At 63.5% G+C, this 22,823-nt stretch carries 21 protein-coding genes and 2 pseudogenes; 16 read left to right on the top strand and 7 right to left on the bottom strand.

The features are described from left to right. Positions 1–79: 79 nt before the first annotated feature. Positions 80–298 carry a hypothetical protein gene (locus AB4Y34_RS03050; protein WP_176383908.1) on the bottom strand — a complete coding sequence of 73 codons (219 nt, stop codon included), beginning with the start codon at positions 296–298 and terminating at the stop codon, positions 80–82. 170 nt (positions 299–468) lie between these two features. Between AB4Y34_RS03050 and AB4Y34_RS03045 the strand changes: the two genes are divergently transcribed. Both AB4Y34_RS03045 and AB4Y34_RS03040 read left to right on the top strand, forming a co-directional pair. Further along, positions 469–2,154, top strand: a complete 1,686-nt coding sequence (locus AB4Y34_RS03045; RefSeq protein WP_368715213.1) for an FAD-dependent oxidoreductase — start codon at positions 469–471, stop codon at positions 2,152–2,154. A gap of 5 nt (positions 2,155–2,159) precedes the next feature. After that, positions 2,160–2,351, top strand: coding sequence for a DUF2783 domain-containing protein (locus AB4Y34_RS03040; RefSeq protein ID WP_013094246.1), 192 nt, complete (start codon positions 2,160–2,162; stop codon positions 2,349–2,351). A gap of 7 nt (positions 2,352–2,358) precedes the next feature. Here AB4Y34_RS03040 and AB4Y34_RS03035 read toward each other — a convergent pair whose 3' ends face one another. Together AB4Y34_RS03035 and AB4Y34_RS03030 are read right to left on the bottom strand one after the other, a co-directional pair. After that, the gene (locus AB4Y34_RS03035) at positions 2,359–3,213 is read right to left on the bottom strand and encodes an IclR family transcriptional regulator (protein ID WP_176383904.1); all 855 of its coding nucleotides are present in this window, start codon (positions 3,211–3,213) and stop codon (positions 2,359–2,361) included. Positions 3,214–3,218: 5 nt separating this feature from the next. Continuing rightward, positions 3,219–4,022 (bottom strand): IclR family transcriptional regulator, encoded by an 804-nt coding sequence (locus tag AB4Y34_RS03030; protein ID WP_368715212.1) that lies wholly within the window; start codon positions 4,020–4,022, stop codon positions 3,219–3,221. A gap of 204 nt (positions 4,023–4,226) precedes the next feature. On the opposite strand from AB4Y34_RS03030, the gene AB4Y34_RS03025 reads away from it, so the two are divergent. The 6 genes from AB4Y34_RS03025 to AB4Y34_RS03000 all read left to right on the top strand — a co-directional run bounded on the left by AB4Y34_RS03025 (position 4,227) and on the right by AB4Y34_RS03000 (position 11,516). Then, complete coding sequence (locus AB4Y34_RS03025) at positions 4,227–5,186, top strand: MBL fold metallo-hydrolase (RefSeq protein WP_176383900.1); 960 nt, start codon at positions 4,227–4,229, stop codon at positions 5,184–5,186. 125 nt (positions 5,187–5,311) lie between these two features. Next, positions 5,312–6,637 carry an MFS transporter gene (locus tag AB4Y34_RS03020; protein ID WP_368715211.1) on the top strand — a complete coding sequence of 442 codons (1,326 nt, stop codon included), beginning with the start codon at positions 5,312–5,314 and terminating at the stop codon, positions 6,635–6,637. Positions 6,638–6,968: 331 nt separating this feature from the next. Continuing rightward, positions 6,969–8,798 (top strand): extracellular solute-binding protein, encoded by a 1,830-nt coding sequence (locus AB4Y34_RS03015; protein ID WP_368715423.1) that lies wholly within the window; start codon positions 6,969–6,971, stop codon positions 8,796–8,798. Between the two features lie 19 nt (positions 8,799–8,817). Next, positions 8,818–9,024 (top strand): hypothetical protein, encoded by a 207-nt coding sequence (locus AB4Y34_RS03010; RefSeq protein ID WP_368715210.1) that lies wholly within the window; start codon positions 8,818–8,820, stop codon positions 9,022–9,024. A gap of 128 nt (positions 9,025–9,152) precedes the next feature. After that, positions 9,153–11,048, top strand: a complete 1,896-nt coding sequence (locus AB4Y34_RS03005; protein ID WP_176383893.1) for an FAD-binding monooxygenase — start codon at positions 9,153–9,155, stop codon at positions 11,046–11,048. Between the two features lie 27 nt (positions 11,049–11,075). Beyond that, positions 11,076–11,516 carry a MarR family winged helix-turn-helix transcriptional regulator gene (locus tag AB4Y34_RS03000; RefSeq protein WP_176123576.1) on the top strand — a complete coding sequence of 147 codons (441 nt, stop codon included), beginning with the start codon at positions 11,076–11,078 and terminating at the stop codon, positions 11,514–11,516. A 40-nt stretch (positions 11,517–11,556) separates the two neighbouring features. On the opposite strand, the gene AB4Y34_RS02995 is transcribed toward AB4Y34_RS03000, so the two are convergent. The 3 genes and pseudogenes from AB4Y34_RS02995 to AB4Y34_RS02985 form a co-directional block, all read right to left on the bottom strand. Further along, the gene (locus AB4Y34_RS02995; protein WP_176383891.1) at positions 11,557–12,180 is read right to left on the bottom strand and encodes a c-type cytochrome; all 624 of its coding nucleotides are present in this window, start codon (positions 12,178–12,180) and stop codon (positions 11,557–11,559) included. Next, a pseudogene (soxC, locus tag AB4Y34_RS02990) lies at positions 12,173–13,466 on the bottom strand (sulfite dehydrogenase). Before soxC ends, AB4Y34_RS02995 begins: the two are co-directional and overlap by 8 nt. 152 nt (positions 13,467–13,618) lie before the next feature. Beyond that, positions 13,619–13,819 (bottom strand): hypothetical protein, encoded by a 201-nt coding sequence (locus AB4Y34_RS02985; RefSeq protein WP_176111807.1) that lies wholly within the window; start codon positions 13,817–13,819, stop codon positions 13,619–13,621. A 233-nt stretch (positions 13,820–14,052) separates the two neighbouring features. On the opposite strand from AB4Y34_RS02985, the gene AB4Y34_RS02980 reads away from it, so the two are divergent. Together AB4Y34_RS02980 and AB4Y34_RS02975 are read left to right on the top strand one after the other, a co-directional pair. Continuing rightward, positions 14,053–14,880, top strand: coding sequence for a MetQ/NlpA family ABC transporter substrate-binding protein (locus tag AB4Y34_RS02980; protein ID WP_368715209.1), 828 nt, complete (start codon positions 14,053–14,055; stop codon positions 14,878–14,880). A 104-nt stretch (positions 14,881–14,984) separates the two neighbouring features. Continuing rightward, entirely contained in the window at positions 14,985–15,950 is a 966-nt protein-coding gene (locus tag AB4Y34_RS02975; protein ID WP_368715208.1) for a sulfonate ABC transporter substrate-binding protein, read from the top strand. 33 nt (positions 15,951–15,983) lie between these two features. Here AB4Y34_RS02975 and AB4Y34_RS02970 read toward each other — a convergent pair whose 3' ends face one another. After that, positions 15,984–17,384 carry an MFS transporter gene (locus tag AB4Y34_RS02970; RefSeq protein ID WP_176383883.1) on the bottom strand — a complete coding sequence of 467 codons (1,401 nt, stop codon included), beginning with the start codon at positions 17,382–17,384 and terminating at the stop codon, positions 15,984–15,986. 240 nt (positions 17,385–17,624) lie between these two features. Between AB4Y34_RS02970 and AB4Y34_RS02965 the strand changes: the two genes are divergently transcribed. The 6 genes and pseudogenes from AB4Y34_RS02965 to AB4Y34_RS02940 all read left to right on the top strand — a co-directional run. Next, positions 17,625–18,173 (top strand): DUF488 family protein, encoded by a 549-nt coding sequence (locus tag AB4Y34_RS02965; RefSeq protein WP_368715207.1) that lies wholly within the window; start codon positions 17,625–17,627, stop codon positions 18,171–18,173. Positions 18,174–18,218: 45 nt separating this feature from the next. After that, positions 18,219–18,845: a uracil-DNA glycosylase family protein gene (locus tag AB4Y34_RS02960; RefSeq protein ID WP_368715206.1), complete on the top strand. Its 627-nt coding sequence runs from the start codon at positions 18,219–18,221 to the stop codon at positions 18,843–18,845. Positions 18,846–19,232: 387 nt separating this feature from the next. After that, complete coding sequence (locus AB4Y34_RS02955; protein ID WP_368715205.1) at positions 19,233–20,342, top strand: sugar ABC transporter substrate-binding protein; 1,110 nt, start codon at positions 19,233–19,235, stop codon at positions 20,340–20,342. Then, a complete protein-coding gene (locus tag AB4Y34_RS02950; protein ID WP_368715204.1) occupies positions 20,342–21,352 on the top strand; it encodes an ABC transporter permease in 1,011 nt (336 codons plus the stop codon). Before AB4Y34_RS02955 ends, AB4Y34_RS02950 begins: the two co-directional genes overlap by 1 nt. After that, positions 21,352–22,182, top strand: a complete 831-nt coding sequence (locus AB4Y34_RS02945) for an ATP-binding cassette domain-containing protein (RefSeq protein WP_368715203.1) — start codon at positions 21,352–21,354, stop codon at positions 22,180–22,182. Before AB4Y34_RS02950 ends, AB4Y34_RS02945 begins: the two co-directional genes overlap by 1 nt. 330 nt (positions 22,183–22,512) lie before the next feature. Then, positions 22,513–22,626, top strand: a pseudogene (locus AB4Y34_RS02940) (helix-turn-helix domain-containing protein); the annotation flags it as partial. Positions 22,627–22,823: the final 197 nt, after the last annotated feature.

Here is a 22,823-nt window from a genome sequence, read left to right as displayed (position 1 = left end):
GCATGTGCGAGCGGCTCCGCAATTTTTTGTATGGCAGTTTTTAGCAACTTCACCGTAGCAAGCCGGCCGGCCACCTCACTCAAAACCTGATCTGTGCAACGCAGTCAACGAGGTTTGCAGCCTGTTGCCTCAAGCTCTCCGCCGCCGAAGCCCTTTCGTCGACGCGCGCTACGTTTTGCTGCGTTGTTTCGTCCATCTGACTGACCGTTTCACCGACTTGCCCGACGCCGACGCTCTGCTGCGCACCAGCGTTGCTGATTTCCGCGACGAGAATACTTACTCGCTGAATCGTCTCCACGACCTGCGAGTCAGCGATTTCGTTGCAAGGTCAGCACATGCGGGAGCAAACCGCACCAGGGTAAATACAGATTCGATCGCTCGAAAAGCTTTATAAAATGAGCAGCATTAGCAAGGAGCAATAGTGCTTGCTATAGATTAATCTAAGATATCCGCAGAACCGGAGACGCCATGCAGATCGACTACCAAACGATGCGCTTCGACTACGAGCGAGCCGCCGACCACGATGCCGGTGCCCCGCTCGCCTATCCGGTCGTCGTGATCGGCGCTGGCCCGGTCGGGTTGTCCGCGGCCATCGATCTGGCCCAGCAGGGCGTTCGCACCGTGCTGCTCGACAACGACGACACGCTGTCGAGCGGTTCGCGCGCAATCTGTTTTGCGAAGCGCACGCTGGAAATTTTCGACCGTCTCGGCTGCGGCAAGCAGATGGTCGACAAAGGCGTGAGCTGGAACGTCGGCAAGGTGTTCCTGCAGGACGAACTGATCTATACCTTCAACCTGCTGCCCGAAACAGGCCACGCGCGACCTGCGTTCATCAACCTGCAGCAGTACTACGTCGAGGGCTATCTGGCGGACCAGGCGAAGCAGACCGCGAATCTGCAAATGCGCTGGAAAAGCAATGTGATCGGGGTGACGCAGCAAGACGACCATGTCGAGTTGCAGGTCGAAACGCCCGACGGCATTTATCCGATGCGCGCTCAATACGTGGTCGCCGCCGACGGCGCACGCAGCGCGGTGCGCAAGGCGCTCGGTCTCGACAGCCACGGTCGAACCTTCAAAGACCGCTTCCTGATCGCGGATGTGAAAATGAAGGCGCCGTTTCCGACTGAACGCTGGTTCTGGTTCGATCCGCCCTTCCATCGCAATCAATCGGTACTGCTGCACAGGCAACCCGACAACGTCTGGCGCATCGATTTCCAGCTCGGCTGGGACGCCGATCCGGTCGCGGAGAAACAGCCTGAAAAAGTGATACCGCGCGTCAAAGCGCTGCTCGGCGACGATGCCGAGTTCGAGCTCGAATGGGTCAGCGTCTACACGTTCTCGTGTTTGCGGATGGACAGCTTCCGGCATGGCCGCGTGCTGTTCGCGGGCGATTCGGCGCACGGTGTCTCGCCGTTCGGCGCGCGCGGCGCGAATAGCGGCGTGCAGGATGCCGACAATCTCGCCTGGAAGCTGCGGCTCGTCGTCAACGGCGACGCGCCGCCAGCGCTGCTCGATACCTATGCATCGGAGCGCGAATATGCGGCGGACGAAAACATTCTGAACTCATCGCGCGCCACCGACTTCATCACGCCGAAAAGCGCGGTCTCGCGGATGTTCCGCGACGCCACGCTGAAGCTCGCGAAGGAGTGTCCGTTCGCGCGGCGCATGGTCAACAGCGGCCGTCTGTCGGTGCCGGCGATTCTGCGCGACTCGCCGCTGAACACACCCGACGCCGACGTGTTCACCGGTGGGATGGTGCCCGGTGCCGCAAGCACCGACGCGCCCGTCAAGGTGGCTGGCGAAAACGCCTGGTTCCTGAATCAGACCGGACATGGCGGCTTCACGGGTGTGCACTTCTGCGGCCAGGGAGACGACCTGACGAAATGCGCCGAACAGCTTCGCGCGCTCGCAGGTCTCGCGGTGCCGGTCCACTCGTTGATCGTCGTGCCGCGCGGCGCGCCCGTGACCGCTTTGCCGGACATGCCTCACGTCACGGTGATCGAAGACGTAGAAGGCATCGTCACGCATCGCTTCGATGCGCGGCCCGGCACGTTTTATCTGCTGCGTCCGGACCAGCACGTCTGCGCGCGCTGGCGCGCTCTCGACACCGCATCGGTCACCAAGGCCGTGGATCGCGCAACCTGCAACGGATAACCATCATGACCAAGCTGAACATCGAAACGAACATGGCCGATCCCGATGCGTTCTATGAAAAACTCATCGACGCGCACAACGGACTGACCGACGAGCAAAGCCACTTCATGAACGCGAAGCTCGTGCTGCTGCTCGCCAACCACATCGGCGATGCCGACGTGCTGCTCGAAGCGCTTGCGCTGGCTCGCGCGGATTGAACCACGTTCAGCGCCCAATCCAGCCGAACCGCCACGACAGCCGTCGTGTCGTGGCGAGCAGCCTCTGCGCGGTCGCGCCGCCCAGGCTGAAGTCAGAGCCGCCCGACGGACCGATCACCGCGACCACCAGACTGACGCTGCCTGTGTGATCGAACACGGGCGCGGCCAACGCGCCGATGCCCGGCACCGGCGCATCGAGTGCGTCATCGATACCGTCGTTGCGGACTTTCGCGCGCCGTGCCAGATACGTCGGGACCAATGACGGCGCGCCCTTTTTCGACGACACGAACACCTCCGCGGCCGGCGCGCCAGCAAGTCTGATCGATTCCTGCGATAACAGCCCGACCAATACGTCGTCCGCGAGATGCGCGGCGAACACGCGCCCTATCGCCGTGTTGACGAGCGACATCACGGTGCCCACGCGCAGGCTCACGTGTTGCGGTCGCGCCGATTCCTCGAAGCGGATAACGGTAGGTCCCAAAGGACCAAGTATCGCCACTGCGACGCTCATGCCGGACTCCGCCGCGAGCGTGACGATCTCCGGTTCGGCATCGCGAATCGGCGACATGCGCTGCAACGCGATCAGGCCGAGCTCCATGCCGAGCGGTCCCGCGCTGAAAAGACCCGCGTCGTCGCGGCTCAGCAAGCCCACCTTGAGCAGACTCACCAGATGCGGAAACGCCTTGGCGGCGGGCATATCGGCGGCGGCGGCCAGATCGCGCAGCGACAGCGGGCGGCCGGCGGCAACGAGTGCCAGCAGGAGATCACCGGTGTTGTCGAGCGCGCTGATGCCGCGCTGAGCTTTCGTATCGCTGAGTGGGGGCGTGTTCGCGTCGGACGCGTCCGGGGTTTCGATCTGCATGATTCTCAGGTGGGTGTGACCAGCGCTTCGGTGATGCGTCGGGAAGTTTCGAGCAGCTGACGTGCGACCGCGCCATCCCACGCTACGTCGATCGAGCCCGACGAGCCGATCGCCGTCAACGCGAGCTGCATCCGTTGGTCGCCATCGAACACCGGCACGCTCAGACTGCTGATGCCAGGACTCGGCGCATCGATACCGCGCTCGATGCCGCGTGCGCGGATCTCATCGAAGCGCTTTCGCCATTCGGCGCTAGCCGACCCTTTGGCAGCGCGGCCGCGCGCCGGCGTCGGCTGCGCCGACTGCGCCTGGCTTCGCGCCATTTCCGCGACCTGCTCGGGTGGGCAAAACGCGCAGAAGACGCGGCCCGTCGATGTCGCTTCGAGCGACATCACCGTGCCGATGTGCAGATTGACATGCAGTGGCGCACCGCTGCGCTCGTACCGGACGATGGTCGGTCCCTGCACGCCCGCCACGCAGATCGCGACGCAAAGACTGATCCGCTCCGCGAGCGCAGCCGCATGGGGCGCCGCGATGCGATAGACGGTCTGCTGTTCGATATGCATGAGGCCAAGCCGCAACGATAGCGGCCCCGGCTCGTAGTTTCCGGTTAGCGCGTCGCGCTTGACGAGACCGAGGCGTGTCAGGCTCACCAGATACGTATGCGCCTGCGCCGACGACAACTGCGCCTCGCCGGCCAGTTCGGTCAGCCCGAGCGGCTCGCGCTGTCGCGCCAGCGCCTGCAGCAGCCGTCCGCCGACCTCGACGCTTTGAATGCCCCGCTGTTTCTTTTCGCTTGTCGTATCAGCCATCGTGTTGTCCGACCTTGCCTCGAAGGAGATTCGGCCCGTTCGGTGTCGCCCGTGGAAGGCCTAGATGGTACCCGATCGGACCGTGCCGACCAACCAACGGAGTTTACCCTAGCTTAGTTAATGACAAGGTATTTTGTCATTGACAAATATCCGTGCGACGACGACTATTAGTCATCCCCAACGAGTCGCGAGACGGAGACAGACATGGCGAAGGCTTTCGCATCCCAGGCCGACCTGGAAGAAAAGAAGATCACGTGGACCCAATTGTCGGAAAACGCGTATGCGTACACGGCCGAGGGCGACCCTAACTCGGGCGTGATCGTCGGCGACGACGGCGTGCTGATCGTCGACACCACCGCCACGCCGGCCATGGCGCAAGACCTGATCGCGAAGATTCGCAGCGTCACCGACAAGCCGATCAAATACGTCGTGCTGTCGCACTATCATGCGGTGCGCGTGCTGGGCGCGTCGGCGTACTTCAAGGAAGGCGCGCAGCAGGTGATCGCCAGCCGCGGCACTTACGAAATGATCGTCGAGCGCGGCGAAGCCGATATGAAGTCGGAGATCGAACGCTTCCCGCGCCTTTTTGCAGGCGTCGAAACGGTGCCCGGCCTGACGTGGCCGACGCTGGTGTTCGAAAAGGAAATGACGCTCTTTCTTGGCAAGCTCGAAGTGCGCATCGCGCATCTCGGCTCGGGCCACACGAAGGGCGACACGATCGTCTGGCTGCCATCGCAGAAGGTGTTGTTCTCCGGCGACCTGGTCGAGTACGACGCGGCCTGTTACTGCGGCGACGCGCAACTCGAACAATGGCCGGCAACGCTCGAAGCATTGCGCGCGCTGAATGCGGAGAAGCTGGTGCCGGGCCGCGGCCCCGCGCTGCTGTCGCCGGCGGAAGTGAACAAGGGCCTCGACTACACGAAAGACTTCGTGACCACGCTATTGCAGGCGGGCCGTGACGCATTCCGGGACAAGCTCGATCTGAAGGGTGCGATGGCGCTGACGCGCAAGGCGATGGACCCGAAGTTCGGCAACGTCTTCATCTATGAGCATTGCCTGCCGTTCGACGTCTCGCGAGCCTACGACGAAGCGAGCGGCATCAGCCATCCGCGCATCTGGACCGCGCAGCGCGACAAGGAGATGTGGGACGCGCTGCAAAGCTGATCGCCCCACGCACTCCGGGAAAGACCGTCCGGTCTTTCCTTTTCCCCGTTCAAACCGTGAAGGCGCGCTAGACGCCTCGGGCGCGCTCGTCTTCGCACAGGCGCGCTCCGCACCTGGAGCGAGACATGCAGCATTCCCTCGATGGCAACGCCATTGGCCACGCCGCGTCCGTCGCGAGCGACGATTCGATGTTCAGAAAGGTCGCGTGGCGCATCGTGCCGTTTCTGTTTCTTTGCTACGTCGTGTCGTTTCTGGACCGGATCAACATCGGCTTCGCGCAATTGCAGATGAAGCATGATCTCGGCTTCAGCGACGCGATGTATGGACTCGGCGCAGCCGTGTTCTATGTCGGCTATGTTTTGTGCGAGGTGCCGAGCAACATCCTGTTGGCCAAATATGGCGCGCGTAAAACCTTCATGCGGATCATGCTGCTGTGGGGCATCGCGTCGATGTGCATGATGTTCGTGTCGAAGCCTGCGCACTTTTACGTTCTGCGCTTCATGCTGGGCGTGTTCGAGGCGGGCTTTTTCCCGGGCATCGTGCTGTATCTGACATACTGGTTTCCGGCCAGCCGGCGCGCCGCCGTGATCTCGGTGTTTTTCGCGGGCGTGGCGGTCGCGGGCGTGCTCGGCGGACTTTTCTCCGGCTGGATCATGCGCGACATGGGCGGCGTGCTGAAGCTGTTCGGATGGCAGTGGATGTTTGCGATCGAAGGCGCACCGGCTGTAATTCTCGGACTCCTGTCGTGGCGCTTTCTGCTTGACAAGCCGCACGACGCGATCTGGCTCACGCAGGCTGAAAAGGATCGGCTCGTCACGCTGTGCGCGCAAGGCCAGGCGAAACACAGCGGGCATGACGGTCGCAGCTTCGCTGAGGCGTTGCTCAATCCGCGCGTCTATCTGTTCGCGTTCATCTATTTTTCGCTGACCTGTGCATCGCTGACGCTCAACTTCTGGATGCCGTTGATGATTCGTGATTTCGGCGTTCAGGATGTGGTCGCGGTGAGTCTTTATACGGTGGTGCCGAATGCGATCGGCGCAGTGGGTCTGATTTTGATTGCGCGCCGCTCGGACCGAACTGGGGAACGGCGCAGGCATTTTGCTTTCTGCACGGTGGGCGGGGGGCTCGCGCTTGCGGCGCTTACGCTGCACCTGAGCAGCTTTGCTGCGATGCTGGCAATTTTGTCGCTGGCCTCTGTGTTGATCTTCGCGGCGTTGCCGATCTTCTGGGCGGTTCCTACCAGCTATCTGTCTGGCAAAGCGGCTGCGTCTGGCATTGCGTTCATTAGCAGCATTGGCATCACCAGCGGCATCATCAGCCCGTGGGTGATCGGGCAGATACGCACGGCGACGGGCAGTATGGATCTCGCCGTTTATATTCTTGCTGGGCTGCTTGCGCTTAGCGGGGGCGCGTTGATGGCGGGCGTCAAAGGCGATGTGATGCGACGGTGACGCGTGATTGACTGGTTGCCGCTGGCGTCGCAGAGTCAGGTTGCGCGCCGCGAAACGAGTGTTCGCGGCGCAATCGCAATAGACGATCCATTCAGGCACGGCTAATGCAGATCACGATGGCACCGGCTCCAGCATCGAAAGGAAAAGCCATGTCCACCACGCCATCCGCCATCAGACATCCGGCCGGACATCCGTCGTATCGTGATGTCGTGACGGGCGCGAGCGGCTGATGCGCGCCGCTCGATCGTCTGCCGTGTGGATGCACCCGTGCGGATACCGGGACGCAGTTTTGACTGGTCCAACGAACCGCTCGTCCAACAGCTGGCGCTTGCTGGTCGCGCTCGTGCTGAGCGGATCGGCGCTATGGAGTGCCGATCCCGCTTGCGCGGTGTACGCGATCGCGCAATACGGCGAGCCCAAATATCCCGCCGATTTCAAGCACTTCGACTACGTCAATCCCGACGCCCCCCGCGACGGCGCGCTCGTGCTCGCGAATCCGAACCGGCTGACCAGCTTCGACAAATTCAACCCATTTACACTGCGAGGCAATCCCGCACCGGGACTCGGACTGATGTTCGAAAGCCTGACGACCGGCAGTGCCGACGAAGTGGCGAGCGCGTACTGCCTGCTCGCCGACGACATCGACGTCGCCAGGGACGGCCTGTCGACAACCTTCCACATCAATCCGAAAGCGCGCTTCTCGAACGGCGATCCGGTCACCGCAGCGGACGTGAAGTTCTCGTTCGACACGCTGAAAAGTCCGCAGGCGCTGCCGCAGTTCGCGGTGTACTTCGGGCAGATCGCGCGCGCGGTGGTCGTCGACCGGCTCACGATTCGCTTCGATTTCAAGGTCGCGACACGCGAAATGCCGCTGCTCGCGGGCGGAATTCCGGTGTTTTCGCACAAGTGGGGCATGCGGCCGGACGGCACGCGCATTCCTTTCGACCAACTCGCGTTCGAGAAGCCGATCGCAAGCGGCGACTATCTGATCGACCGATACGACAACGGCCGAACCATCAGCTACGAGCGCAACCCGAACTACTGGGGTGCGTCGCTGCCCGTCCGCGTGGGCACGCACAACTTCGCGCGCATCGACTACAAGCTGTATGCGGACGCGGTCGCGCAACTCGAAGCGTTCAAGGCGGGCGAGTACGACGTGCTAGTCGAACACACCGCACAGAGCTGGGTGCGGCGTGATGTCGGCAAACGTTTCGACAGTGGCGAGCTGATCAAGCGCGAGTTTCCTCATCACAACGGCGTGGGCATGCAGGGCTTTTTCATCAACCTGCGGCGGCCGCTCTTTCAGGACGTGCGCGTGCGCGAGGCGCTCGATCTCGCGTTCGACTTCGAGTGGCTCAACCGGCAGCTTTTCTACGATCAGTACAAGCGCACCGACAGCTTCTTCGTCAACACGGACCTGCAGGCCAAGGGCAAACCCAGCGAAGGCGAACTCTCGATTCTGGGGCCGTTGCGCAATAAACTCGATCCCGCCGTGTTCGGCGAGATGCCGCAACAGCCCAACACCGATCCACCGGGATCGCTGCGCGCCAACCTGATCAAGGCGCGCGAGCTGCTGGCCCAAGCGGGCTGGACGTATCGCGACGGCGCGCTGCGCAACGCGAACGGTCAGCCATTCGTCTTCGAGCTGCTCGGCGACACGGGCGGCGGCGTGTCGATGGAGCCGGTCGCCGCTGCGTTCGGCCGCAATCTGCAGAAGCTCGGCATCACAATGAACTTTCGCACCGCCGATTTCGCACTGATTCAAAAGCGCATCGACGCGTTCGACTTCGACATGACGACCGTGCGCCTGCCTGATGTGCAGGTGCCAGGCACCGAGCAGCTATCGCGTTTCGGCAGCCAGTATGCGGACGAGCCCGGCTCCGACAATCTCGCCGGCGTGAAGTCGCCGGCCATCGACGCGATCCTGCGCAAGGTGCTGGGCGCGCAAACGGATGAGCAGCTCGTCGATGCGACCCACGCGCTCGACCGGGTGTTGATGAACGGCTACTACGTGATCCCGCACTGGTATTCCGCGGTTCATCGCATCGCGTACCGAAACAGCCTCGCCTATCCGGCGAAGCTGCCGCTTTATTTCTCCGCCGACGAATGGGTTCTGTCGACGTGGTGGCAGAAGGCTGGACCGAATCTTGCACGCCCTTGATGATTGGAGGACAACGATCATGAGCAGACTACTCGTTGCAATCATCGTATCGGTCGGCCTCGCGGGCTGCGTCGTCGCACCGCCGCCCAGCTATGGCTATGGGTATGAGCCAGCACCCGCTTATGGCTATGCGCCCGGGTACTACGTCGCACCGCCGTCCGTGAGCCTCGGCATCGGCATTGGCGGCTACTGGGGTGGCCATGGAGGCCATTGGCACGGCCATTGAATCAGACGATCCGAGAGGGCTCTTCCAAACCAGGGTAAACATCCATCCTCGCACGAAGTACTTCAAAATGGTTTGGGTACGGAGTATATTCGAGTTCAGCAGATATTTACTGAACGGAGGAGGACGTTATGCAATTTCATCTCAACGGTTTCCGGGTCGGCGATCCGACAATCGAGCCAGCCATCGGCAACGCACATGCTGCGCAGATGCCGGAGAAGGTCGACGTGCTGATCGTCGGCAGCGGCCCTGCCGGAGTCGTGCTGGCGGCGCAACTGTCGCAATTCCCGTCGATCAACACGCGCATCGTCGAGCGTCGCGACGGACCGTTGCAGATGGGACAGGCCGATGGCGTAGCGTGCCGTACCGTCGAGATGTTCAATGCGTTCGGCCTCGCGGATCGCCTGCTGCAAGAAGCCTATTGGGTCAATGAAACGGTATTCTGGCGACCCGATGCAAATGACCGCGGCGCGATCAGTCGTACCGGCCGGGTTCAGGATACCGAAACGGGTCTTTCGGAATTTCCGCACGTCATCGTCAATCAGGCGCGTATCCAGGAGTATCTGCTCGACGTGATGCGTCGCTCCGCGCGCCGGATCGAACCCGACTACGGCCTCGAACTGGTCGACGTTCAGCGCGACGATACGAATGAATACCCGGTGCTGGTCACGCTGCGGCGCACCGATCCCGCACGGCTCGACGAGACCGTGACCGTGCGCGCGCGCTATGTCGTCGGTTGCGACGGCGCGCGTAGCCGGGTACGCACCGCCATCGGACAAACGCTGCGCGGTGACGCGGCCAACCATGCGTGGGGCGTGATGGACGCGCTGGCCGTTACCGACTTCCCGGACATCCGGCTGAAAGCGGCGATTCAATCCGCGAGCAAGGGCAACCTGCTGATCATTCCGCGTGAAGGCGGATATCTGGTCCGCTTCTATGTCGACCTCGGCGACGTCACCCCGGAGAATCGCGACAACCTCAAGCAGATCACGGTCGATCGCATCATCGAGACGGCGCAAAGCATCCTCCATCCCTATACGCTCGACGTCAAGGAAGTCGCGTGGTTCTCGGTCTATGAGGTCGGTCAGCGTCTCACCGACCGCTTCGACGACGCGATCGCCGCCGACGGCACTTCGCGCGAACCGCGCGTGTTCATCGCGGGCGACGCCTGCCATACGCATAGCGCCAAAGCGGGCCAAGGCATGAACGTGTCGATGCAGGACGGCTTCAATCTCGGCTGGAAGCTCGGCGCGGTGCTGGAAGGCCGCAGCGACGCCGATCTGCTGCGCACGTATTCAGACGAGCGCCAACCCATCGCGCAGGAGCTGATCGATTTCGACAAGGAATGGTCGGCAATGATGGCCGCTCCGCCGAAGGACCCCAACCGGCCCGAAGCAGGCGGTGTCGATCCTGCGGAGCTTCAGGCGTACTTCGTTCGCGCTGGCCGCTACACGGCAGGCGTCGCGACGCGTTACCGGCCGGCCACCCTGACCGGTGAAGCGACGCATCAGGCGCTCGCCAAAGGCTTTACGATCGGCACGCGTTTTCACTCGTCGCCTGTGGTTCGCCTCGCTGATGCAAAACCGTTCCATCTCGGGCATGCGGCGCAAGCCGACGGCCGTTGGCGTCTGTACGCTTTTGCGGACGCGTCGGGTCGTGCGCTGAATGCGTTGTGCGAGTATCTCGACAAATCGCCGGAATCCGTTTTGCGGCTCTTCACGCCGCAGGACGCCGACGTGGACAGCGTTCTCGATCTGCGCGCGGTCTTGCAACAGCCGCATCGCGAAGTCCGTCTCCAGGACATCCCTGCTCTGCTGCTGCCGCGCAAGGGTCGCCACGGTCTGATCGACTACGAAAAGGCATTTACGAGCGACGCGACGACTGATATCTTCGACGAGCGCGGCATCGATCGCGAACAAGGTGCACTCGTGGTGGTACGTCCCGACCAATACGTGGCCCATGTTCTCCCATTGAATGCGTACGCGGAGTTGAATGCCTTCTTCCGGCCCATCTTTCGCGTGCGTTAAGCCATAACTAAATCCTACACTCCGAAATTGCCGATCAAACCTGAAGACGCCGGCGCGCTCCCCAAATTTACTGGCAGTCTGGTGCGCCGTGCCCAACAGCGCCACGCAGCGGTCTGGCTGAGCGAGGTTTCCGCCGAGATCACGAGCGTGCAGTACGCGGCGCTCGAGGTCTTGCACGAGACACCAGGCGTCAGTCAGCGGCAACTCGGAGACAAGCTCGATGTGGATCGTTCGACGATCGCCGATCTCGTTGCACGCATGGTGCGCAATGGCCAGATCGAGCGCGCCGACGATCCTGTCGACAAGCGCAGTTATGTGCTGTATCTCACCGCTGCCGGTAAGAAGCAGCTTGCGGCCTTGCGTCCGCGCGTCGAGCAGGTCGAGCGCATTCTCACTGAACGGCTGACGGCAAGCGAATTGGCGCAGTTGCGCCGGCTGCTTGCGGCACTGTTGCCGCCGCAGGATTAATTCCTTTACTGCTCCAATAAGCCCGCCGGCCGAACGCCTGTCAAAGCTTGCCCGGTCGAGGGTCGGGCACGAAGCCATCCCGGTTCGGCATGCGGATAGCGGCGAGCGAATGCGCGTCGAGACGCGCATCGTCCGGCACGATGCCGTTGCGGTTCAAGATCCACGCGCTGAGCGCATACACCTCGTCCGCGCTCAGCGACTGCGGCGCGTTATACGGCATCGCCCGGTTTATATAGTCGAATAGCGTCGTCGCATACGGCCAGTAGCTGCCAACGGTGCGCTTCGGATTCGCGGTCGCGAGCGTGCCCGCTCCACCGATCAGCTGATCGCCGATCAGCCCCTCGCCTTTCGCGCCATGACAGGCCGCGCATTTCGCCGCGAAAATGCGGCCACCCGTGGCGACGTCGCCGCTGCCGTTCGGCAGGCCGTGGCCGTCCGGCGCGACATCGATATTCCATGCGCTCAAATCGGATTCGCTGACAGGCTTGCCGATCGCGTCGACGGAAGCGCGCCAGCGCGCCTGCGCAGCAGCGGCGGACTGCGCGCCGCGCGTTGCATCGAATGAAGAGGAGCAGCCAGCGAGCAGACTGCTAGCCGTGACCCATGCCAGCAGAGCGCGCATCGTTTTCGATTTCGAAGCACCGAACCGCACAGGCTCACGCATTTTTAACGCTCCCATCGGCTTCGATGCGCCACTGCTGAATGCCGTTGTAGTGATAGTTCGAGTTCAGACCACGCGCTGCGACGAGCGCCTCGCGCGTCGGTTGAACGTAGCCGGTAGAATCCGTCGCGCGCGACAGGATGGCGGTCGGCGCACCGTTCCACACGAAGCCGGCCTGGAAGCGGGTCAATGCGCGATCGCGCGCGGGCTCGTCGAGCACTGCGGCCTGCCATGTCGCGCCACCGTCGGTCGATACCTCGACCTTGCGGATCGCTCCGCGCCCTGACCACGCGAGTCCGACGATCGGATAGAAGCCCTGCACCGTGAGCCGCTGTCCCGCGGACGGCCGCGTGATCACCGACTTCGCGTCCATCTCGAACACGAATTGACGCGCGCGGCCGTCGGGCAGGATGCCCGCCCGTGTATTTCGACGTTTCTTCGCGCGTCTGCAGCGGCGCATCGACGACTTTCAGCCGCCGCAGCCATTTCACGTTCGTATTGCCCTCGAAGCCCGGCACGAACAGACGCAGCGGATAGCCGTTCTCCGGCCGCAGGCGCTCGCCGTTTTGCGCATAGACGACGAGCGCGCGGTCGAGAATGCGATCGAGCGGCAGGCTGCGCGTCATCGCCGCTGCGTCCCCGCCTTCGGCGAGCAGCCATTGCGGCGTCCCGCCGTCGCTCGCCGCCGTGCGTCCGCCGACGGCTTCGAGCAGCGTCGAGAGCCTGACGCCGGTCCACTCGCAGCACGACAGTAAGCCATGCGTGATCTGCACAGGCAGCCCGCTCGGTCCTTTCCATTCGCTCGCCGTGTTGCCCGAACACTCGAGAAAATGAATGCGCGACTCCGAAGGCAGGCGCAGCAGATCGTCCATCGTGAAGAGCTTCGGCTCGCGCACGAGACCATGAATCACGAGCCGGTGCGTGTCTGGATCGATATCGGGCACCCCGGCATGATGCCGCTCATAGACGAGCCCATTCGGCGTGATCGAGCCATGCAGATCCGCGAGCGGCGTCAGCGACGATGCGGCGCCCGGCATCGGCCACGCCCGCGCGGCACGACGAATCACGTTCGACTCGCGCGGCGACGGCAGCCCGTACGGATGCTCGAGAATCGGCGCGCCGGGAGTTTGTGTCCACGGATCGACGCCCAGCGGCTTCAGCAGCGTCGCCGCCTTCAGGTTCGGCGCGGCCAACGCGGACAGCGCGAGACCGCCCAACAGCCGCCGACGCGGCGACGTTGGTTTCGACGCATCATGCGCGTCGCTAGTGATACGTGGAGGTCGCGACATGCTCGTGCCGGCGAGGCGGCCTAGGTTGATCGACAAGCGCACGAGTATAGGTAGTGTGCGCGCGCCGATCAAAGCCAATTGCGACTAAGGTTATGACGGCCAGCGATATGCCGAGCGCGCACAAGCACGCGCACAACTCACCGATGACACCGTCAATCCGGTGCGATTTCCGCGATCACGCTAAACGATTCGAGCGTATAGCCCATATTGAAGTATCCCGCGCGCGCGTAAGTCGCAATGCGCTCGAGTCGCTCGGGATCGTCGCGCGGCTGGTCGCGATGGACCCGCTGCCGCACGGCTTCGAAGGCAGCGGACACGGCCCGGCGATAGAACGATGCGAGATTCAATGACATCGTGCGCCCTCCTGCTGATGGCATGCATCGAAATCTAGTCAGCAGCGCGTGCTTGTGCAAACAAGCATTTGTGCAATGCTTTGCGCCGCCGATGCAATGTCGGTCTGGCGGTGCCGACGAAACGGGTTGTCCGCTTACGCTCAACCGCGATAACGATAGCGCTCGATATTATTTGTGCGGTAACGAGCGCCTCTCTACGATCTCCGGACCTTCACTTCGATCGCATTCCAGACATGACCACGACCAAAGCACTCAGGGCCGCACTCCTCTCGGTTCTCGTTACATGCGGCATCGTCAGCGCGCAACCGGCGCTTGCGGCAGGACAAACCGTGCGAGTCGGCATCATGTCCGGCGAGGACGAAGACGTGTGGCGTGCGGTCGCCGCCAATGCGGCCAGGCAGGGCATCACCGTCAAGATCACGACCTTCTCCGACTATACGCAGCCGAATGAAGCGCTCGCCGAACACGACCTCGATGCGAACTCGTTCCAGCACAAGCCGTATCTCGATGCGCAGATCGCCGCGCGCCACTATCAGATCGTGCCCGTCGGCTACACCTACGTGCAGCCGATCGGTCTCTACTCGCGCAAGGTGAAATCGATCGCGGCGCTGCCGCAGAATGCGACGATCGGCGTGCCGAACGATCCGAGCAACGAAGGCCGCGCGCTGCTTCTGCTGCAGGCGAACGGGCTGATCAAGCTGCGCCCCGACGTCGGCCTGCTGCCGACCGCGCGCGACATCTCCGACAATCCGAAGCACATCCAGATCAAGGAGCTCGACGCGGGCATCGTCGGCCGTGCGATCGGCGACCTCGACGCCGCCGTCGTCAATACCGACTGGGCGATCAAGGCGGGCATCAAGATTCCGCAGGAACGCATCGCGCAGGAGAAGGTACCGGGCAATCCTTATCGCAACTTCATCGCGGTCAACGCGAAAGACGCGAACGCTGCGTGGGTGAAGACGATCGTCGACAGCTACCAGCAGGCCAACGTCGCCTCGGCGATCCTGACCGTCTATCACGGCGCCACGCTGCCCGCATGGGATGGCGCGCCCCAGCACTGATCCGACACGCGAATCACGCACGAATCACTCGCGACTCGAGCGGCGGCGCTTCGGCCTCCGCGCATCCTGCCTTCTTCATTGCCCTCTCGATCGTATTGCCCGTCATGTCAATTACCAGAACGCTTCACGACCGCCGCACCTTCCTGAAACTTTCGCTCGGCGCCGCGGCGGCCGCGGCAGCACCGCTTTCGTTCGCGCAAGGCAATGCGCGCACGCTGCGCGTCGGCAACCAGAAGGGTTATCTGAATCTGCTGAAGGGCCGGGGTACGCTCGAGAAACGGCTCGCGCCGCTGAACGTATCCGTCACATGGACCGAGTTCGCGGCGGGCCCCGTGCAACTGGAAGCACTGAACGTCGGCTCGATCGATTTCGGCGACGTCGGCGAGGCACCGCCGATCTTCGCGCAGGCCGCCGGCGCACCGTTGGCCTATGTCGCGGCGACCGACAAGCGACCGCAGTCGGAAGGGGTACTGGTGCCGCCGCAATCGACGATCCGCTCGGTCGCGGACCTGAAGGGCAAACGGATCGCGCTCAACAAAGGCAGCAATGTCCACTACTTTCTCGTCAAGCTGCTGCGTCAGCATGGCCTGCAATACGGCGACGTAAAGCTCGTGTTCCTCGCGCCCGCCGATGCGCGCGCGGCGTTCGAGCGCGCGTCGATCGACGCGTGGGTCATCTGGGATCCGTTCTTCGCCGCGGCGGAGCATTCGCTCGGCGCTCGCGTGATCGCCGATGCGAGCGGCGTAGTCGGCAATCGCGCGTTCTACTTCTCTTCGCAGAGTTATGCGGCGAACAATCCCGACGTGATCCGCATCGTGATCGAAGAGCTCGACAAGGTCGATGAGTGGGGCAAGCAGAACAAGGATCAGCTCGCGAGCGAACTCGCGCAGTTGTGGGGTCTGCCGAAGCAGGTCGTGGACGCTGCGGTGCAGCGTCAGCAGTTCGGCACGCAGCCGATTACCCGCGCGATTCTCGGCGAGCAGCAACAGATCGCCGATACGTTCCTCGATCTCGGCCTGATTCCGAAGCACGTCGACGTGCTGAAGGCGGCGCCTTCGAATCTCGCGTAAACGCACCCGCGGTGCAACGACGCCGCCCCCCCGTCAACGCTCGGAGACCGGCCGCGTTGGTGTAGCCTGTGATTCCTGCGGGGCGTCGCTGTACTCCGTCATGCGCCGCACCGAACTCACGCAGGCCGCGATCAACGCGAGCGCCGCACCAATGCCCGCAATCAGCGTCAGGTGCCGGCCGTGCACGAGCCCGAACACGATCGACACCGCCACCGCGCCGCTCGACTGGCCGAGCAGACGTCCCATCGCCTGCAGGCCGGAGGCGCCGCCGCTGCGATGCCGCGGCGCACTGCCGATGATTACGCGATTGTTCGGCGACTGAAAGATGCCGAAGCCGAGGCCGCAGACCGCGAGCCGCCACACGATGTCGAAACGCGTCGCCGTGTCGCCGAGCTGGCAGAGCATCGCGAGTCCGCAGCCGAACACGACGAGCCCGACGCTGCTGATGCGTCCCGGAGCCCACCGGTCGGACAGCCGGCCCGCAACCGGCGCGATCAACGCGGTCACGAGCGGCCACGGTGTCATCAGAAAGCCGGTTTGGGTTTCCGATAGCTTCAGCGTCTGCTCGAAATAGAACGGCAGCACGATGTACGCCATCGTCTGTGCCGCGAACGAGCAGATCGACGTCGCCATCGACAATGAAAACACCGGCATGCGCAGCAGGTCGATGGGCAGCATCGGCTTCGCGAGCCGGCTTTCGCGCCGCACGAACAGCACACCGGCCACCAGTGCGAGCGCGACCATCGCGGCGCCGCGCTGCGTCGCCCCCGGCTGCTTGAAAGCGGCGAGACCCGAGATCAGCAGGCCGAAGGTGAGCGCGTTGAGCAGGACGCTCAGGCCGCTCAGGCGAGCGCCCGATTCCGGTGTCACCGGCAAAGTGCGCGCGCCGATCGACAGCGCCAGCACGCCGAGCGGCACGTTGACGAGGAAAAGCCACTGCCAGTGCGCGACCGACAGAATCGCCGACGCGATGCTCGGCCCCGCCGCCGACGAAACGGCCACCACCAGCGACGATAAACCGACACCGACACCAAGCCGTGCCTTCGGAAAAACGAAGCGCACCAGCGCGATACTCACGCTCATGATGCCGCCCGCGCCGAAGCCCTGAAACACGCGCGCGACCGCCAGCACCAGCAGCGTGTGCGCATTCGCGCAGGCGAACGACGCCAGCGTGAAGAGCACGAGTCCGTAGCAGTAGACACGCTTGTAGCCGAGGCCGTCGCCGAGCACCGCGAGCGGCAGCAAGGACACCGTGATCGCCAGCTGATACGCGTTGACGACCCAGATCGCATTCGCCGGCGATACGGCCAGGTCGTTGCTGATGGTGGGCAGCGCGACGTTGACGATCGAGGTGTCGAGCACCGACATCGTCATCGCGATGGCGATCGCGAGGTACGCAAACGCGCGTTGGGGATTGGGCAGGCCGTCGGTCATGATGCAAGCGGGTCGAAAGAAAAGACGCGGGCGACGGCGTGCCGCGCGGCGGCCATCGCGGGTGCATTGTTGCAACTCCGACTCGCGGGAGCAAGATTGCACCGGATACCGGGATGATGGCCACCCGGCTCGTCAGGCATGGCACGTGCGGCGCCTGAATCGGGACGCAGTTGACCTTACTGCGCCAAAGGTTGTAACCGTGTAGGAATCGTCGCCGCGATCGACGTCGGCGAGGCACGCATGAAAACAAAACGCCCTTTTTACACGATCGGCCATTCGACGCGTCCGTTGCAGGAATTCGTCGACTTACTGAAAGGCGAGCAGATCGCGTTGCTGGTCGACGTGCGCAGCATCCCGCGCTCGCGGACCAACCCGCAGTTCAATCGCGACACGCTGCCCGCCTCGCTCGCAGCGGAGCATATCGACTACGTGCATCTCGCCGCACTCGGCGGGCGCCGCAGCAGGCGCAAGGACGACGCGCCTTCGCCGAATGCGTACTGGACGCATCCGGCCTTTCGCAACTATGCCGACTATGCAATGAGCGACGCGTTCCGCGAGGGACTGGCGCAACTGCTGACGCTCGGTCATCGGCAGCGCTGCGCGATCATGTGCTCGGAAGCGGTCTGGTGGCGTTGCCACCGGCGTATCATTACGGACTATCTGCTGATGCACGATGAAACCGTGCTGCACATCATGGACGCGCATCACACGAACGCCGCCACGATGACGCCTGGCGCCGAGCCCCAGGCCGACGGCACGCTGATCTATCCGGCTGAGGCGCAGAACTGAGCCGACTCACGACACGACTGCACGCCAGTCACCCCGCACCGCTTTATGGCCGTTACCACCAAACGCACGTCGAAACACGACACGTCGCTCGACACGCTGCTTCGCGATATCCGCGCCTGCACGCTGTGCGCGCCCATGCTGCCGCACGCGCCCCGACCCGTGCTTGCGGCGTCCGCGAGCGCGCGTATTCTGGTCATCGGGCAAGCGCCGGGCGCGCGCGTGCATGCGTCCGGGGTGCCTTGGAGCGACGCGAGCGGCGCACGCCTGCGCACGTGGCTCGGCGTCGACGACACGACGTTCTACGACACGTCCAGGTTCGCCATCGTGCCGATGGGCTTCTGTTTTCCGGGCCGCGGCGCGAGCGGCGACCTGCCGCCTCGTCCCGAGTGCGCGAGCCGCTGGCATGGCCAATTGCTCGCGCGGATGCGCTCGGTGAAATTGACGCTGCTGATCGGACAATACGCGCAGCGCTTTGGCCTCGGCGACGCGTTTGGCCCGACTTCGACCGATACGCTCGTCAGATGGGCCGAGTTTGGACCCCATGTGATGCCGCTGCCGCATCCGTCGCCGCGCAATGTCGCGTGGTTCAAGCGCAATCCGTGGTTCGAAGGCGAAGTGTTGCCGACGTTGCGTGCGCATGTGGCGACGGTGTTGGCGGGCGAAACGCTTTGAGCGCCGCGTACCACGAAGCGGCGGCCGCGGGCGCGTCCTGTGTGCTGCGGTGCGCCGCCCGGTGCCGCGCCGCGCTTTCGCCAGTCCGCCGACAGCGGCGCAGACCATCCATTGCACCCCGTCGGGCGCCACTATCCACAACTTCGTAACCCCGCCGTCCCACTCTTCGGAATGGTGCGGGTATACATGGATTAGGCGGTGCAACCGCACTGCACTAACATTTTTGCGGTACCGCACGGCGCGTATCGAGCGCCTCGAATCGGGGTTGCACGTCGCCACGCCAAAGTCTCGCGCTGCCCAGCGCACTCCCGGTGCCTTCCAGCATCTGCACACGATCGACGCAACGTCGAGCGCATCGACCAACGAAGAGAAGAATCGGAGGATGAGATGGCACAGCAACGGGATGACAACCAGCAACAAGGCAACAACTCTTTCAGTCCGACTCGGCGCGGGCTGATGCAGGGCGCCGGACTCGGCGCGGCGCTTTCGCTGATGGGTGCGCTAGGCGGCGCGGGCGGGCTGATCGGCAGCGCGCAAGCAGCGGAGTCGGCGTTTCCGTCGCACAAGAAGTGGAAGATCGTGTTCGTCAATCACGTCACCACCAACCCGTTCTTCGTGCCGACGCAATACGGCATTCAGGATGCCTGCTCGCTGCTCAACATGGATTATCAGTGGACCGGCTCGGCCACCTCCGACGCCGGCGAAATGGTCCGCGCCGTGAATTCGGCGATCGCCGCGAAGGCCGACGCCATCGCGGTGCCGATCGTCGATCCGAGCGCTTTCGACAAGCCAATCCAGGCCGCGCTCGACGCCGGCATTCCGGTGTTCGCCTATAACGCCGACGCGCCGCGCGGCAAGAAGAATCCGCGCCTCGCGTATATCGGCCAGGACTTGTATCTGTCCGGCTACCAGATGGGCGAGCGCATCGTGAGCCTGATCGACAGCGGCATGGTCGCGCTGTTCATTGCGACGCCGGGGCAGCTCAACATCCAGCCGCGCATGGACGGGGCGAGCGACGCGATCAAGAAGTCCGGCAAGAAGATCGACATCCAGACCGTGGCCACGGGCGCGACCGTCAACGAGGAACTGTCGAAGATCAAGGCGTTCTATCTGGGACACCAGGACCTGAAGGGCATGTTCGCCGTGGATGCGGGCAGCACGCAGGGCGTCGCGCAGGTGATGAAGGAATCGAACCTGCCCGCGAAGGGCGTGCACGGCGGCGGCTTCGACCTGCTGCCGACCACGATCCAGCTGATCCACGAAGGCTACCTCGACTTCACCATCGACCAGCAGCCGTACGTTCAAGGTTTCTATACGGTGATGCAGGCGTTCGTGTTCCTCAGCTCGGGCGGCCTCGTCGGACCGGCCGAAATCAACACCGGCCTGAAGTTCGTGACCAAGGAGAACGTCGAGCCGTACCTCAATACCTCGACCCGCTTCGAAGGCAAGACCGATAAGCAGCAAATCGTCCCGCGGTCCGGCGCAATCAAGTCCTGATGAATACAGTGAACGAAACCAGCAACACCGAAGCAGTCCGCGCGCCCCGGCGCGCGGGCGTTTCATTCGCGTCTCAATGGGCGGCCGAGCTGCGCATCCTGCTCGTGGCCGTGCTGCTGGCCGCCTACTTCGAATTCGCGAACCACGATTTCCTGCTCACCAACGCGAGCCTCGTCAACCTGTCGCAGTTCATCGCGCCGGTGGCGATCATCGCGTTCGGCGAAATCATGTTGATGATCGGCGGCGACATCGATCTGTCGGCGGGCATGGTGTTCGCGTTCGCGCCATTCATGATGGTGTTCGCGAATGACGCGGGCGCGCCGATGTGGCTCGCCGTGATCGCGGGGCTCGTGGTGGCGGGCGCGGTCGGCTTCGTGAACGGAGCGGTGACGGTGTGGCTGCGGCTGCCCTCGTTCGTCACGACGCTCGGTACGCTCTTTCTGATCAACGGCATCACGCTCACGATCTCGCGCGGCACGCCCGCCCCCACGCCCGGCTCGCCCGCGTTCGCCGCGGTCATGGGCGCGTGGGGCTACAGCGAGATCATCTGGACTCTCGTGATCGCGTTCGCGATGCACGTGCTGTTGCGGCATACACGCTGGGGCCTGCACACGCAGGCCGCGGGTGCGAATCCGCTCGGCGCGAGCGAGGCCGGCATTCATGTGAAGCGGCTGCGCCTCGGCAACTTCGTCCTCGCCGCGGTGCTGGCGGGCTTCACCGGCATGCTCGAAGCCTTTCGCATTACCTCGATCGACCCGCAGGCGGGCGGCAACCAGATCATGTTCCTTGCGGTGGCCGCCGCCGTGATCGGCGGCACCCCGCTGACGGGCGGCTCGGGCACCATCGTGGGCGGTCTCATCGGCGCGGCGGTGCTCGGCATTCTCAACGACGGCTTTACGCTGATCGGCATCAACGCGTTTACGTTCAACATCATTCTTGGCGCCGCGATTCTGGCGGCGATGATCTTCAACATCCACGTTGGGCGCATTCGCCGCAAGGGTGGACGCTGATGGACCAATCGCAAACCTCCTCGGCGGGCGCGAACGCCACCTCCGCTGCGCCCGGCGGCGCGAACACGCCGCTCGCGTTGCAAGGCGACAACCTCGTCAAACGCTTCGGCGCGGTGACGGCGCTCGACGGCGTCTCGCTCACGCTCGGCAAGGGCGAGATCCTCGGCATCCTCGGCGACAACGGCGCGGGCAAGTCCACGCTCGTGAAGATCCTCACGGGCTTTCATCAGCAAACGAGCGGCATGCTCCACATCGACGGCGAGGAGACGCTGTTGCGCTCGGTCGATCATGCGCGCTCTCTCGGCATCGAATGCGTGTATCAGGATCTCGCGCTCGCGAATTCGCTGAGCATCTACCACAACATGTTCCTGAATCGCGAAATCGTGCGGCGCGGACCGTTCAGGCTGCTCGATCACAAGCAGATGCGCGAGCGCGCGGCGCAATGTCTCGACGATATCGGCGTGCACGTGCCTTCGGTGGATTTGCCCGTGGAACGTCTGTCGGGCGGCCAGCGCCAGGCGATCGCCGTGGCGCGCGCGGTGCATTCGAACGCGAAGATCCTGTTACTCGACGAGCCGCTCGCCGCGATGGGCGCGCGCGAGGCGGGGCTTATCATCGACCTGCTGATGCGCTTGAAGGAAAAAGGCGGCCTGTCGATCATCATGATCATGCACAACTATGCGCAGACGCTCGATATCGCGGATCGCATCATGTTGATGCAGCGAGGCCGCGTGACCTACGAGCAACAGAGCGCGCTGACTTCGGTGGCGGAACTGATGGACATCGTGCAGCGGGAATACCGGGCCATGCGCGCCGGCGGCGCGCAGTGAGCCCGTTGCTCGTAATCAGAAATCGATCTTCGCGTTCACGCTGACCATGCGCGGATCGCCCGGCGCGATGTAGTCCGTGTACTGGAACAGGCGGATTCAACCGGTCGATGCAACACAATGAACGTCGCATGAGCGGCGGGAGTGTTGCAAATGAAACAGAGGCGCCGGATCTATTACAGCGAAAGCCAGAAGGCGTTGATGTGGGAACGCTGGCGTAAAGGCGAGTCGCTGTAGCACATCGCCCAGCTATTTAACCGCAATCATTCGTCGGTACAGAGAATTCTGGCGCAAACTGGAGGAATCCAGCCTGCACCACGCCGGCGATCGAAGTTGGCGCTGACGCTTGCCGAGCGCGAGGAGATTTCCCGAGGCCTCGTCGCGGGCGATTCGATTCAGTCAATCGCCCGGCGACTGTCGCGATCACCGTCCACGATCTGTCGCGAGATCAAGCGTAATAGTGGGCAGGCCGGCTATCGGGCCAGCCAGGTCGACCAGCTTGCATGGGATCGGTCGCTGCGCCCCAAGGTCTGCAAACTGATCGAGCATCGGATGCTGGCTCATATCGTGGCCAACAAGCTCCAGTTGCAGTGGTCGCCTCAGCAGATCGCTGGATGGCTCAAACGCGCCTGGCCGGGCAACGA

The sequence above is a fragment of the Paraburkholderia sp. BR10954 genome (genome assembly GCF_040965775.1).
Lineage (GTDB): Bacteria > Pseudomonadota > Gammaproteobacteria > Burkholderiales > Burkholderiaceae > Paraburkholderia > Paraburkholderia youngii.
This window is presented reverse-complemented; position numbering and strand designations above follow the sequence as displayed.

Coding starts and splice junctions, on each gene's coding strand:
- AB4Y34_RS03045 (WP_368715213.1), top strand. CDS start 469: ATGCAGATCGACTACCAAACGATGCGCTTCGACTACGAGCGAGCCGCC.
- AB4Y34_RS03040 (WP_013094246.1), top strand. CDS start 2,160: ATGACCAAGCTGAACATCGAAACGAACATGGCCGATCCCGATGCGTTC.
- AB4Y34_RS03035 (WP_176383904.1), bottom strand. CDS start 3,213: ATGCAGATCGAAACCCCGGACGCGTCCGACGCGAACACGCCCCCACTC.
- AB4Y34_RS03030 (WP_368715212.1), bottom strand. CDS start 4,022: ATGGCTGATACGACAAGCGAAAAGAAACAGCGGGGCATTCAAAGCGTC.
- AB4Y34_RS03025 (WP_176383900.1), top strand. CDS start 4,227: ATGGCGAAGGCTTTCGCATCCCAGGCCGACCTGGAAGAAAAGAAGATC.
- AB4Y34_RS03020 (WP_368715211.1), top strand. CDS start 5,312: ATGCAGCATTCCCTCGATGGCAACGCCATTGGCCACGCCGCGTCCGTC.
- AB4Y34_RS03010 (WP_368715210.1), top strand. CDS start 8,818: ATGAGCAGACTACTCGTTGCAATCATCGTATCGGTCGGCCTCGCGGGC.
- AB4Y34_RS03005 (WP_176383893.1), top strand. CDS start 9,153: ATGCAATTTCATCTCAACGGTTTCCGGGTCGGCGATCCGACAATCGAG.
- AB4Y34_RS02995 (WP_176383891.1), bottom strand. CDS start 12,180: ATGCGTGAGCCTGTGCGGTTCGGTGCTTCGAAATCGAAAACGATGCGC.
- AB4Y34_RS02985 (WP_176111807.1), bottom strand. CDS start 13,819: ATGTCATTGAATCTCGCATCGTTCTATCGCCGGGCCGTGTCCGCTGCC.
- AB4Y34_RS02980 (WP_368715209.1), top strand. CDS start 14,053: ATGACCACGACCAAAGCACTCAGGGCCGCACTCCTCTCGGTTCTCGTT.
- AB4Y34_RS02975 (WP_368715208.1), top strand. CDS start 14,985: ATGTCAATTACCAGAACGCTTCACGACCGCCGCACCTTCCTGAAACTT.
- AB4Y34_RS02970 (WP_176383883.1), bottom strand. CDS start 17,384: ATGACCGACGGCCTGCCCAATCCCCAACGCGCGTTTGCGTACCTCGCG.
- AB4Y34_RS02965 (WP_368715207.1), top strand. CDS start 17,625: ATGAAAACAAAACGCCCTTTTTACACGATCGGCCATTCGACGCGTCCG.
- AB4Y34_RS02960 (WP_368715206.1), top strand. CDS start 18,219: ATGGCCGTTACCACCAAACGCACGTCGAAACACGACACGTCGCTCGAC.
- AB4Y34_RS02955 (WP_368715205.1), top strand. CDS start 19,233: ATGGCACAGCAACGGGATGACAACCAGCAACAAGGCAACAACTCTTTC.
- AB4Y34_RS02950 (WP_368715204.1), top strand. CDS start 20,342: ATGAATACAGTGAACGAAACCAGCAACACCGAAGCAGTCCGCGCGCCC.
- AB4Y34_RS02945 (WP_368715203.1), top strand. CDS start 21,352: ATGGACCAATCGCAAACCTCCTCGGCGGGCGCGAACGCCACCTCCGCT.